This is a genomic window from Baekduia sp. (assembly GCF_035996765.1).
Lineage (GTDB): Bacteria > Actinomycetota > Thermoleophilia > Solirubrobacterales > Solirubrobacteraceae > Baekduia.
This window is the reverse complement of the sequence record NZ_DASYJG010000009.1, coordinates 34,632-46,821: the sequence shown is the minus strand read 5'-3', so window position 1 is coordinate 46,821 and position 12,190 is coordinate 34,632. Positions and strand designations below refer to the sequence as shown.

Here is a 12,190-nt window from a genome sequence, read left to right as displayed (position 1 = left end):
TGTCATGGGCGTCGTCGATCGCAAACAGGAGCTGTTCGAGCACATCGTGCGGCTGCGCCGCGCCGGTCGCGAGGTGCCCGGAAACGAAGACATCTCGGCGGTCCGTGTAAACCTGGAGCGTGAGCTTGGCGAGACCGTTTCGCGTCGTATGGCGGCGCGGGTGCTGGGTGTCAGCCACACGGCGCTTGGGCGATGGATCGCGTCGGGTGACCTGCCGGTGGTCTTATCGGCCACGGGCCGCGTCGAGATCCCCGTTCCGGCGCTGATCGACCTCCGGGAGTCCGTCGAGGCCGATCGTGCCGACGCGCCTCGGCGCTACGCGCTCGCGCCGACGATGAGCCGCAATCGCGCCGCCGCCGAGCGTATGCGCAGCGATGACCTCAAGAGCCCAGACCACAAGGGCGGCCACGGTCGCGCGAGCGCCCGCAGCCTGGCGTATCACCGGGTGGTCGCTCGGCGGCTGCGTCGGCCGATGGTCGATGAGGCTCGACACGTCCTCTATCGCTGGCGCGAGCAGGGCCGGATCGACCCGCGCTATGCCGGCCGGTGGGGGGACGTGTTGGATCGGTCGGTGCCAGCCATCCGTCGTGTTCTGGTCGAGGAGAGTTCAGAAGCTGATGACCTTCGTCAGAACTCGCCTTTTGCTGGCATGCTCAGCGAAGCCGAACGACGACGCATCATCAGCGAAGTGCGCTAGTACGACGTGCAGATATTACGAACAACACCGAGTTGATCATGAGTCCTTGACGACGCAGGTAGGCTCGCCGCTTGGAGAATTGATGCGGTAAAGCGCACCTGAGCGGCGCGAGGGATCGTGTCGAGAAAGGAATGGATGCCCGACTCTGGCAGCGCGTTGGATCTTGGAACGCTGGCGGACCGCCTGATCGTCAGACACCTCCGTGTCTCGATCCCGGACCCGATCCGCCGACAGGAGTTGCAGGAGGGACGGCGGCCCGAGGTACTTCTCGAGCAGCGAGTTCGGTGTATCGCGATCGTGGGGGCGGGCGCGAGCGCGCCCCTGCTCCAGCGGGGAGACGCCTTGGCGCTAGGTCTCGAGAAGGAGTTCGCCTCCGACGAAGTGTCTCGCGGGGCCGAGCTTTCCCGGCTCGAGCGTGTTTACGGGCTCGACCCCACGCATTTCGAGACGCGGCTCGCCGCACTCAGCCGGACGCCCGAGGTTGCGCAGGCTGTACGCCAGCACATAGCCCAGCACTACGCCTACCGGCACCCGACAATTTTGGGCTATGAGCTACTTGCCCATCTGCTCAAGCACCGCTTTCTCGACGCGATCATCAGCTTCAACTTCGACGAACTCCTCGACCAGTCGCTGGACGACGAACTCGGTTCCGATGAATACCGCTGCCTCGTCTCTGACCGCGACGCGGTCGGCACGGTGACGGACCCGGACGAGCCCGACTATCTGCCGCTCTACGTCAAGTTGCACGGCACAGCGACCGAGCCCGACACACTCCGCTTCACGCGCGAGTCCTACTACGAGCTTCCGAAGAAGCTCATGGGCGTCGTGGAAGAGCTGTTCGAGAGCCAGCTCTGCGTGATCGTCAACATCGGCTCAGCGATGACCGGCTTCGACCTCCACCGGCTGTTGCGTATTCCGCACCGCTTGGAGATCCACGACCTCAGCTATAAGCCGGTCACCCCGAAGGTGCAGAAGGAGATTAGGACCGAGCGCCGAGCACCTCGCGCCGACTCGTTCGCCGCCACTGAGGAGCGAGACGACCCGACCTTCGCACTTCCGAAGGCCAAGGAGGCCGACAGCAACGGGTGGCTGCGGTCGCTCGTCGGGCAGATCGCCGCTCACACCGACTCGCACGCCGACCCCAGGAGCATCAACAGCATCGTCAATTTCCGCTCGGTCGACCGTCACGAGGCGATCGCCGAGGTGCTTGGTCCGGCGGCGGCGCTGAAGTCGTGGATCCGCAGCCCGACGAAGTACCGGCGCGACTACATCGAGTACCTTCGGCAGCGTACGATCCTCGAGCTGGCCTTCTCCGGAGCGAAGGCGCGTGGGCTCGCGCAGCTCTCGTGGATGGCGGTCGATCGCTGCGGTACCTACTACGAGATGTACCGCCGCAAGGCGAGGGAGACCCGGGATCAGGCCGAGAGCTGGAACGAGCTACGCGCCGCCGCCGGGCTCGTCGAGGCCTCGGAGCTTCCGGACGTTGTGCAGGCCAAACTGGAGCTCTGCGTCCCGAGCGGTGAGCCGGTGACCGGCCGCAAGGAATTCCTGCTGCGAGAGTTTGTTCCAAAGCAGCTCTCCGCGCACGTAGCGCTGCGGATCGGGATCGCTGACCAGACGGCGGTCGATCGCCTTGCGAAGACCATCGGCGAGCTCCAAGGCGGCTCCGAGGTCGAGATACAACCAACTGACGATCGCGTTTGCTCCAAGGCCTTCAACGCCCCCTTGACGCTGCCCACCATCACGTCGCTGCGGACGTTTACGCTCGGCCTCTTCCGGGGCATCCAGCCCCAGGACAAGGTGTACATCATCTGCGAGACAGGCGAGTGGCTGATCGAGGACGAGCAGATGTACGACGTGCTGTCCAAACAGGAGCACGTTCGCGTCATCACCGCGTTCAAAGGAAAGTACGCTGATCTCTACAAGCGGTACGGGGATCGGCTGAAGATGAGTTTCATCGACCCTTGGCGTCACAACCGCCACATGACGATCGTATGCCGGGGTAACAACCCGTGGCGCGGGGTGTACTTCGCACGGCGACAGCGCACGCCGCTAATCACCCCGGTGTATCTCAACGAGGCCGAGGACGCGGCACGCCTGAAGCGGTCCTTCGACCTAATGTATCGCCAGGCGAAGAACTCACGACGGCCCTAGCCGTCGTGATCGCGCCCGACGCAACTCGTCGCGAACGCGACGGAGGGCGGCACGAGGCCGCCCTCCCACTGCGCAGGCCGCCTAAGCCGCCGGCTCGATGTTCTGATTCACCCGGAACACGTTGTTGGGGTCATACGTCGCCTTGATGCGCGCCAGCCGCTCGTAGTTGTCGCGGTAGCTGGCCTTCACCCGCTCCTGGCCTTCGTCCATCATCATGTTCACGTAGGCCCCGCCCGCCGAGTGGGGGTGGAGCGCGTCGAAGTAGCCGACGGTCCAGTCCTTGATGGTGCCCGCGTTCTCGGCCGCCGGGTCGACGCCCACGAAGACCGAGCCCCACTGCGCGTCGCGATAGCTCCACGCGGTGTCCTCGGAGGCCACGTCGTGGACGGCGCCGTCGATGGGGTAGAGGTGCATCGACGACTGCCAGGTCGGCATCGCCTTGCCCCACTTGACGTGCGCCTCGACGGCCTCGTCGGAGATCTCGTTGACGAAGTCCGCGCGCCAGTACCACTGGTGCCCGGCCGGGTAGACGCCGTCAAACGCTCCCTGGAAGTCCGCATGCGGCACCGGTGCGGCCCCGTGCAGCAGCGGTGCGGGGACGGCGTCGAGCAGCGGCGCCATCGCGGCCGCGGCGTCGGCCTCGTCGCCGACGTAGCACCAGACGACGGCGCAGACCTTGCGCAGGTGCAGCTCCTCGGGGAACGGATCGCCGGGCGGCACGCTCATGAACGCGAAGAAGCCGTTGAGCTCGCGCGGTGCGTTCCCGATGAACTCGCGGTAGGCCGACAGCACCGCCGCGGCGTCGTCCAGCGACCACAGCGTCGGGCCCGCGACCACGGTGCCGACCTCGTGCAGCCGGAACGTGAACGACGTCACGACACCGAAGTTGCCGCCGCCACCGCGCAGCGCCCAGAACAGCTCCGGCCGCTCGTCGGCGCTGGTGCGCACGCGCTCGCCGCTGGCCAGCACGACCTCGGCCTCGAGCAGGTTGTCGACGGCCAACCCGAACTTGCGCGTCAGATGGCCGAGGCCGCCGCCGAGCGTGAGGCCGCCGACGCCCGTCGTCGAGATGATCCCGCTCGGCGTCGCGAGCCCGTGCTCGCCGGTGGCGCGGTCGACCTCGGCCCAGGTGCAGCCGCCGCCGACGCGCACGGTGCGGGCCTGCGGATCCACCTCGATGTCGCGCAGCAGGGAGAGGTCGATCACGACGCCCTCGTCGACCGTGCCGAGGCCCGCGCCGTTGTGGCCGCCGCCGCGGACGGCCAGCGGCAGGCTGTGGGCCTGCGCGAAGCTGACGATCTGCGCGACGTCCTCGGGGCCGGCGCACTGGGCGATCAGCGCGGGCCGGCGGTCGATCATCGCGTTGTAGACCTTGCGGACCTCGTCGTAGTCGGCGTCGCCGGGTCCGATCAGCTGGCCGGCGAAGCGGGGGAGTTCACGGCGTGCGGTTGCCGCAGGGGTCATGACGGTGCTCATGTGGTGCTCCTGTTGGGTCTTTGAGCGAATGTGGAACGACCGTACGCCCGCCGCGGCTGGCTGTCATGACCTGAGCTGACCCACTTTGCCGGCGCGCCACCTGCCCTGAAATCCGGCACGGATGATCAGACCTGACTATCGTCGTCTGCGATCGCCCTCATGCCCGACCCACCCGGCTCGCTTCGCCTGACGTCGACCTTCCCGTTCGTCGGGCGCTCGGCGGAGCTCAGGAAGCTCCGCACACTCTTGCCGCTGGCCGAAAGCGAGGGCGGTCGCGTCGTGCTCCTGGGCGGCGAGCCCGGCTCGGGCAAGAGCCGCTTGGTCGGGGAGCTGGCGTCGGAGGCGGCGAGCGATGGCGTGCTCGTCCTGACCGGCGCCTGCGACGCGGTGGTGCGCACGCCCTACGGGCCGTTCGTCGAGGCGCTCGATCAGCTCGCTCGGACCATCGACCCCGACGAGTTGCGAACCGCGCTCGGCGCCACCGGCGGCGAGCTCACGCGCCTGCTGCCAGACCTTCCGGCCCGCATCGGCGAGCTCGCGGCGCCGGTCGCCGCCGACCCGGACACCGAGCGCCACCGGCTGCACACGACGGTGGCCACGCTGCTCACCGCCATCAGCCGGCGCCGCCCGGTGCTGCTCGTCCTCGAGGACGGCCACTGGGCCGACGCGCCGACGCTGCAACTCCTGCGCTACCTGGCACGCGCGGCGGGCAGCGCGCGGCTGCTGCTGCTGGCCACGTTCCGCGACGCCGAGGCCGACGTCCCCGGCACGCTGGCCGAGACGCTCGCCGACCTGCGCCGTTCCGACACCGTCGTCCGGATGCGGGTCGCCGGCTTCTCCGGCGAAGAGGTCACCGAGTTCATCCGCTGCGCCGCCGGTGGCGAGGTCGGCGCCGGGCCGCCCTGGCTCGCGAAGGCGATCGGCGACCTCACCGGCGGCAACGCCTTCCTCGTCTGCGAGCTGTGGCGCGATCTCGTCGAGACCGGGATGGTCGAGCTCGTCGACGGGACGGTCCGCCTGACCCGCGCGACGACCGATCTCGGCACGCCCGAGAGCGTGCGCGAGGTCGTCAGCCAGCGGCTCGCGCGCCTCGCCGACGGGACCGTCGAGCTGCTGGAGCTCGCGGCGACCGCCGGCGGCGAGTTCGGCCTCGACGTGGTCCGGCGTGCCGCAGGCGTCTCGGACGCCGACCTGCTCGAGCGCCTCGACGAGGCGGTGCGCAGCGGGATGATCGACGAGCTGCCGTCGCGGACGCTGACCTATCGCTTCGCCCACGAGCTGGTGCGACGGGCGCTGTATGACCGGCTCACCGGCGTGCGTCGCGCCGAGTTGCACCTGCGCGTCGGCGAGGCGCTGGAGAGCGCCGAGGCACGCTCCGGCCGGGCGCTCGCCGACCTCGCGCACCACTTCGCGCTGGCGGCCCCGCTGGGCGGCGCGCAGCGTGGGGTGGAGTACAACGTGCTGGCCGCGCGCGCGGCCACCGGCGCGCTCGCGTTCGACGAGGCTGTGGCGCGGCTGCGCACCGCGCTTGACCTGCAGATTGAGAGCCCGCAGGGCCGCGCGGAGGTGCTGATCGAGCTCGGCATTGCCAACCACCGTGCCGGCAACGCGCTGGATGCGTTGGATGCGCTGAGGGATGCTGCGCAGATCGCCCGTGAGCTTGGCGATCCGGATCTCCTCGGGCGCGCAGCGATCGGCTACGAGGACGCTTGCTGGCGCCCGGGCATGGCCGACCAGGGTGCGGTCGAGCTGCTCGAGGAGGCCACGGCGGCGGTCGGGGAAGCGAGCTCCGAGATCCGCATTGGCCTCCTCAGCGGTCTCGCCCGCGCACTGGACTTTCAAGGCGATCACGAACGCGCGGCGATCGTCCGGGCCAGCGCCATCGGCATGGCGCAGCGGTCGGGTGATCGCGCCGGTCTGGCGACCGTGCTGATGCGTGCCTATTGGTCGCGCGGCAAGAACTCGCTGGAAGAGATCCTCGCCATGCTGACCGAGGCGGCGATGATCGGCGAGGAGCTGGGCAACACGGAGATCCGCACGGAGGCGATGTCCTGGCAGGTGCCGACGCTCGTGGCGCTCGGCGAGATCGAGGCTGCGCGTCGCGAGGTGGTGGTCCTCCTGGAGACGGCCGAGCACACCGCCCAACCGTTCATGCTTCACGTCGCTGCGCATTGCGGCGCGGCGATGGCGTTGTCTGACGGCCGCCTCGAGGAGGCCGAGGCGTTGGCGAACCGCTCGCATGATTGGAGCAGGCTGCTGACCGGCCGCGAAGCATCGGGCGTCCACGGCATCCAGATGTTCGGCATCCGCCGCGAGCAGGGCCGGCTGGCCGAGCTCGCGCCCGTGATCCGGTTGCTTGCCGGGCAGCCCGGAAGCAGCGGACCGTGGCGGCCGGGGCTGGTCTCCGTGCTCGTGGAGCTGGGCATGGACACCGCCGCGCGTCAGGAGCTCGAGCAGGTGCGCACCGACGGTCTGGACAGCCTGCGGGAGTCGCTCTGGCTGGCGTCGCTCACGTACCTGACCGACGCGTGCGCGGCGCTGGGCGACGAGGCCACGGCGGCGCTCGTCTATCCCGAGCTCGAGCCGCTGGCCGGCACCAACGTGATGGTCGGCCACCTCGTGGCGTGCTACGGCGCGGCCGATCGCTACCTCGGCATGCTCGCGGCGACCCTCGGCGAGTGGGATCGTGCCGACGAGCACTTCGAGCACGCCACCGCGCTCAACCGGCGCACGGGCATGCTCACGTGGCTCAGCCACACCTTGCATCAGCACGCCCGCGCGCGGATCGCCCGTGGCGACGCCGCGGGCGCCGTCCCGCTGCTGAGCGAGGCGGCTGCGATCGCCGAGGCCAGCGGCCAGCGCGCCCTGCTGGCGCGCATCCGATCGATCGGTCCCGAGCCGCCCGCGACCCCGGAGGCGCTGCCCGACGGCCTCTCGTCGCGCGAGGTCGAGATCCTCCGCCTGGTCGCCCGCGGGCTCAGCAATCGTGAGGTGGGCGCCGCGCTGATGATCAGCGAGCACACGGCCGCCAACCACATGCGCAGCATTCTGCGCAAAACCGGTTGTGCGAACCGCACACAGGCGGCCACCTACGCCCACCGTCACGGTCTCGCCGAGGCCTGACGGGCCCTGTACGATCGGTCGACGATGCCCCTCTACGTCATCGAGCGAAACTTCGCAGTCGAGCTGGACCTCACCGGCGAGGACGTCATGTTGATCGACGAGATCAACGCCGACGAGGACGTCCGCTGGGTGTTCTCCTTCCTCAGCGCCGACCGGCGCCGGACCTACTGCCTGTACGAGGCGCCCTCGCCGGACGCGATCATCGCCGCCGCGCGGCGCGCCAACGTGCCGGCAGACGAGGTCGTCGAGGTCAGCGGCGCGGCTGCGCCAGAGCTGACCGGGCGGTTGGCGGAGTGGACCGCCTCGCAGCCCTCGTCCTAGGCTGACCCGGCCTCGGCCACTCCGTTCCCGGCAGCGTTTGTCCGTCCTCCCGTACGTCGATCCTCGCGCCCCGCAGGGCCTGCTGCACCGGACGTTCACGCGCTTTCTCGGCACGCGCGTTGCCGCCTGGCTGTCGATGCACGTCGTGTGGAAGCTCGATCCGGTGCTGCTGCGGGTGACCCGCGGGCGTTTTGGGCTCGGCCTGATGCTGCCGACCGCCTTGTTGGAGACGCGCGGCGCCCGCAGCGGCCGCGCGCGCCGCAACGCGGTCATCTACTTCCACGATGGCGAGCGCGTCACCGTGATCGCCTCCAAGCTCGGCCTGCCCGAGCATCCGTCGTGGTTTCACAACGTCTGCGCGAACCCCGAGGTCCTCCTCGCCGGTCGGCCGTTTCGCGTTGAGATCGTCGAGGACGAGACGTCGCGTGCACGGCTCTGGGAACTGGCTGACCGCGTCTTCCCGCCCTACGCCGCCTATCGCGAGCGCGCCGCCAGGAGCGATCGCACGGTCCCGATCCTGCAGCTCGTCCCGCGCTGAGGCTTCCGCCGACCGCCCGGCTAAAATTCGACAAGCAACATCCTTAACAATCTCACCGCCACGCGATTGCAGTCATGAACGCCCCAGAGCCCCCTCCCGTCCACACGGTCACCGTCGAGCCCTGGCTCGCCAAGGTCCTGCGCCGCCAGACCCTCCTGGTCATCAAGTACAACCAGCGTCACCTCAAGCGCATGCTGGAGCTCACCCCCGATGAGCAGCACGCGCGCGCGATGATCTTCCGCGAGGCCGTTGACGTCCTCGAAGCCATCGGCTGGGACCCGGCCGCCGACAGCGGTCCGGTCGAGGTCCCGCTGACCGCCGGCCACATGGAGCAGCTCTACCGCCGCCGCTACGACCTAGGCGCCGCCAACCTCGAGCGCCTCGCGGCTTTCAAGGCCGCCGGCGACGACGCGGAGGCCGCGACGCTGCGCGCCGAGATCGAGACCGACCGGCTCGCCTCCCAGGCGCTCGATCGCCTGTTCACGGAGTACCGCCGCGCGCTGCAGGCGTAGGAAGGCCGTCGTCCGGTGCGGGTGATCGCCGGGAGCGCGCGGGGCGTGCCGCTGCGGTCACCGAGCGCTGACGGTACGCGGCCGATCTCTGACCGTGGCAAGGAAGCGCTGTTCAGCATCCTGTACCCGCGGCTGCCCGGCTGCGCGTTCCTGGATCTGTTCGGGGGCGTTGGCGGTGCCGGCATCGAGGCGCTGAGCCGGGGTGCTGACCACGCCACGTTCGTGGAGCTCACGGCGGCGGTCGTCGAAGACCTGCGGTTCAACCTGGACAAGACGCGCCTCGCGGACCGGGCGACGGTGATCCACGGCGACGCGTTCGCCTTCCTCGATCGGCCGCCGTCGCCGTTCGACATCATCTTCGTCGCGCCGCCGCAATGGCAGGGGCTGTGGACCAAGACGATGGCCATGCTCGACGGGCGCCCGGGCTGGCTCGCCGAGGATGGGCTCATCGTCGCCCAGCACGACCCCAAGGAGGACGAGGACCTGGCGCTCGAGCACTTCGAGCGGGTCCGCAGCAAGGCCTATGGCGGCGTGCAGTTCGGGTTCTACACCCGGGTCGCGCAGGGCTGACGCGGCCTGCGTTACTTCCTCCGTGCCTGCGCCCGCGCCTGCGGCGCCGTGAGGCGTGCCAGCGGCGCCGCCGCCTGGACCGGATCGACCGTCCAGTCCGGGTGCCCGGGCATCGGCGGCGTCTTGGTGCCGTAGACCCACGCGCGCAGGAAGTCACCGAGGTCGCGGCCGGAGACTCGTGAGGCGAGCGCGATGAAGTCGTCGGTGCTCGCCGACTTGCCCTCGTAGGTCCGCAGCCAGCTCTGCTCGATGCGCTGGAAGGTCGCCGCGCCCACCACCTGACGCAAGGCGTACAACACGAGCGCCCCACCGTGGTAGACCTGGAAGCTGAAGAGCGTGTCGGCGCTGGTCGGCAGCGCGACCGGGCCGTCGTCGGCGCGCCACTGGTCGCCGTGGGCGTAGACGGCCTTCATGAGGTCATCGAAGTTGGCATAGCCATTGTCATCCGGATAGCCCTCGGTGTCCTCGGCCAGCTCGCCCTTCTCCTGCGCGTAGAGGAACTCGTACCAGCTGGCGTGACCCTCGTTGAGCCAAAGGTCGCTCCAGGACTTGGGCGAGACGCTGTCGCCGAACCACATGTGCGACAGCTCGTGCAGCAGCGTCGGCTCCCAGACGCCCTGGCCGAAGTCGTCGAACCAGCTGGTGTCCATGAGCTCAAGCGTCTGGGACTCGAGCGCGAAGCCGATGTCGGCCTGGACCACGAGCGACCCGTACAGGTCGAACGGGTAGCCGCCGACGCGCTGCTGCATCCAATCCATCTGCGACGGGGTGACGCCGCCGATCAGCGGCGCGATCTGCGCGGTGATCGGCTTGGCCGTCACATCGCGGAGGTAGACACCGGAGTGGACGCCGAGCGAGGTGATGTCGTAGTCGCCGACGGCGAGCTGGATCAGCTCGGTGGCCATCGGCTGGCGCTGGACGTAGATGTAGTGCGAGCGGCCGCCGCCGGTCCACTTCGCCGCCAGCACGCCGTTGGCGACCGCGGTCTCGCCGGCCGGCACGTCGAAGCGGATGTCGAAGGTCGCCTTGTCGCTCGGATGGTCGTTGGACGGCAGGAAGGAGTGGGTCCAGTTCGGCTGGCCGGCGGTGGCCGAGCCGACCGAGTGCTGGAAGAACGCGGTCGTGCTCTCGTCGGCGGAATCTGCGACGGTCGGCACGGCGGTGAAGTTCGAGACGCTCACCAGGAACGGCAGGCCGGCGCGCAGCGGCTGGCGCGGCGTGATCACGACGTCCTCGCCATCGCGCCGCCAGGCCGCGGGCCGGCCGTTGACGGCGACGGCGCCGATCGACTGGCCGGAGAAGTCGAGGTCGAAGCTTGACAGCGCTTGGGTCGCCTTGGCCAGCAGCGTCACCGTGCCCTGCATCGGCTGCGACGGAGCGCTCGTGGCGTAGCGCAGGTTGACGTCGTAGTGCAGGGCGTCGTAGCCGCCGTTGCCGAGCTGCGGGAAGAGCCGGTCGCCGACGCCGGCGGCGCCCGGGGTCGGTGGGGCGGCCACGCTGGCGAGCGCCGGCGCAGCAACGAAGAGGGCCAGCAGCGTGAACGCGAGTGCAAGAGGACGACGCATGGCGCGACCTTACGCGCGCCGCCGACGTCCGCGCAGGTCATCGCAGCGTCAGCGGACACGCCGAATCGGCGATTCGTCCCGATCGGTTGCGCGCGCCTCAAAGCTCCGGATGATGGAGCCGTGAGCATTCAGGCGATGGCAGGGGCGCGCTCTTGGCGACCGTGACTCACTCCGCGCACGGGATGAACCCCGCCGGCTTGGCCATCGAGCGGCGCAGGGACGCGAAGGCGACCGCGCCCAGAATCAAGGGAACCCAGAACAAGATGATGCGGTACGCCAGGACGGCGGCGGTCGCCGCCGAGGCCGGCGCGCCGAAGACGATAAAGGTGCCGATGAGGCCGCCGTCGATCCCGCCGATGCCGCCGGGGATCGGCAGCAGGCCGCCGAGCTGGCCGATCAAGTAGGCCAACAGGATCACGCTCGCGCCGGGGGAGTAGCCGACCGCGTGAAACGTCGCCCACAGCGCGAGGTTGTCCCAGGCCCAGTAGCCGACGATGCCGAGGATCAGCAGCGGGTCGTGGCGACGCAAGAGCATCCCGGCTTCGGCGACGCCCCCGACCAGCGCCGTGCGGGAGTGGGCCCAGAGACGGCGCAGCCGGCCGTCGTGCTCGCTTGGCGACGGCCCTTCCGGCACCCGGCCGATCAGCGCCACGCCGGCGATGGCGAGGACCGACAGCACCGCCGGCAGCAGCGTCAGCCAGACCGACTGCGATGGCCCGAGGATCCCGAGGAAGACCAGCACCCCGACGACGGCTACGGCGGCGAAGTTGACCGAGCTCTTCAACAACAGGAACGCGACCGACCGGCGAGCGATCGTCTCCGCCTTCATTCCCGCGCGCGAGAGCACCCACGCGCCCAGCGCGATCCCGCCGGCGCCTGAGGCCGGGATGATCGAGCCCGTCCCGACCTCCGAGAGGCCGACCTCGGCCGCCGAGCGCCACGGCATGATCGAGCAGAAGACCGGCCGGAACATCAACACGTAGGACAACGCCGACAGGACCTCGAAGACGACCGCGATCGCCAACCACCCTGGCGAGGCGTCCTTGAGCCGGTCACGGACCTCGCCCAGCCCGGGTGCCAGCAGGGCGACCAAGACCAGGACGCCGAGCAGGATGATGACCTCCAACGCCCGGCGCGCCAGCCTGCGCGGATCGACATCCTCGGGAAGGTCGGCGCCGGGCCGCGCCGGCCCGGTCTCGGCGACGAGGGTCGGCCGTTGGCTCACGCGTCCATG

At 69.7% G+C, this 12,190-nt stretch carries 10 protein-coding genes; 7 read left to right on the top strand and 3 right to left on the bottom strand.

The genetic code is table 11. The features are described 5' to 3' along the window. Positions 1–4 precede the first annotated feature (4 nt). Both VGO10_RS01635 and VGO10_RS01630 read left to right on the top strand, forming a co-directional pair. The gene (locus VGO10_RS01635; RefSeq protein WP_327464468.1) at positions 5–697 is read left to right on the top strand and encodes a hypothetical protein; all 693 of its coding nucleotides are present in this window, start codon (positions 5–7) and stop codon (positions 695–697) included. Between the two features lie 135 nt (positions 698–832). Then, positions 833–2,851, top strand: a complete 2,019-nt coding sequence (locus tag VGO10_RS01630) for an SIR2 family protein (RefSeq protein WP_327464466.1) — start codon at positions 833–835, stop codon at positions 2,849–2,851. 81 nt (positions 2,852–2,932) lie between these two features. On the opposite strand, the gene VGO10_RS01625 is transcribed toward VGO10_RS01630, so the two are convergent. After that, positions 2,933–4,327 carry an FAD-binding oxidoreductase gene (locus VGO10_RS01625; RefSeq protein WP_327464464.1) on the bottom strand — a complete coding sequence of 465 codons (1,395 nt, stop codon included), beginning with the start codon at positions 4,325–4,327 and terminating at the stop codon, positions 2,933–2,935. Positions 4,328–4,486: 159 nt separating this feature from the next. On the opposite strand from VGO10_RS01625, the gene VGO10_RS01620 reads away from it, so the two are divergent. The 5 genes from VGO10_RS01620 (at position 4,487) to rsmD (ending at position 9,391) form a co-directional block, all read left to right on the top strand. Next, positions 4,487–7,450 carry an ATP-binding protein gene (locus VGO10_RS01620; protein WP_327464462.1) on the top strand — a complete coding sequence of 988 codons (2,964 nt, stop codon included), beginning with the start codon at positions 4,487–4,489 and terminating at the stop codon, positions 7,448–7,450. Between the two features lie 24 nt (positions 7,451–7,474). Next, positions 7,475–7,771, top strand: coding sequence for a nickel-binding protein (locus VGO10_RS01615; protein WP_327464460.1), 297 nt, complete (start codon positions 7,475–7,477; stop codon positions 7,769–7,771). A 37-nt stretch (positions 7,772–7,808) separates the two neighbouring features. Continuing rightward, positions 7,809–8,309, top strand: coding sequence for a nitroreductase/quinone reductase family protein (locus VGO10_RS01610; protein ID WP_327464458.1), 501 nt, complete (start codon positions 7,809–7,811; stop codon positions 8,307–8,309). A 74-nt stretch (positions 8,310–8,383) separates the two neighbouring features. Then, positions 8,384–8,821, top strand: coding sequence for a hypothetical protein (locus tag VGO10_RS01605; RefSeq protein ID WP_327464456.1), 438 nt, complete (start codon positions 8,384–8,386; stop codon positions 8,819–8,821). A gap of 15 nt (positions 8,822–8,836) precedes the next feature. Continuing rightward, a complete protein-coding gene (gene rsmD, locus VGO10_RS01600; protein ID WP_327464454.1) occupies positions 8,837–9,391 on the top strand; it encodes a 16S rRNA (guanine(966)-N(2))-methyltransferase RsmD in 555 nt (184 codons plus the stop codon). A gap of 11 nt (positions 9,392–9,402) precedes the next feature. Here rsmD and VGO10_RS01595 read toward each other — a convergent pair whose 3' ends face one another. Further along, positions 9,403–10,956 (bottom strand): M1 family metallopeptidase, encoded by a 1,554-nt coding sequence (locus tag VGO10_RS01595; RefSeq protein ID WP_327464452.1) that lies wholly within the window; start codon positions 10,954–10,956, stop codon positions 9,403–9,405. Between the two features lie 166 nt (positions 10,957–11,122). Next, on the bottom strand, positions 11,123–12,181 hold the full coding sequence (locus VGO10_RS01590) for a flippase-like domain-containing protein (protein WP_327464450.1): 1,059 nt from the start codon (positions 12,179–12,181) through the stop codon (positions 11,123–11,125). Between the last annotated feature and the right edge of the window lie 9 nt (positions 12,182–12,190).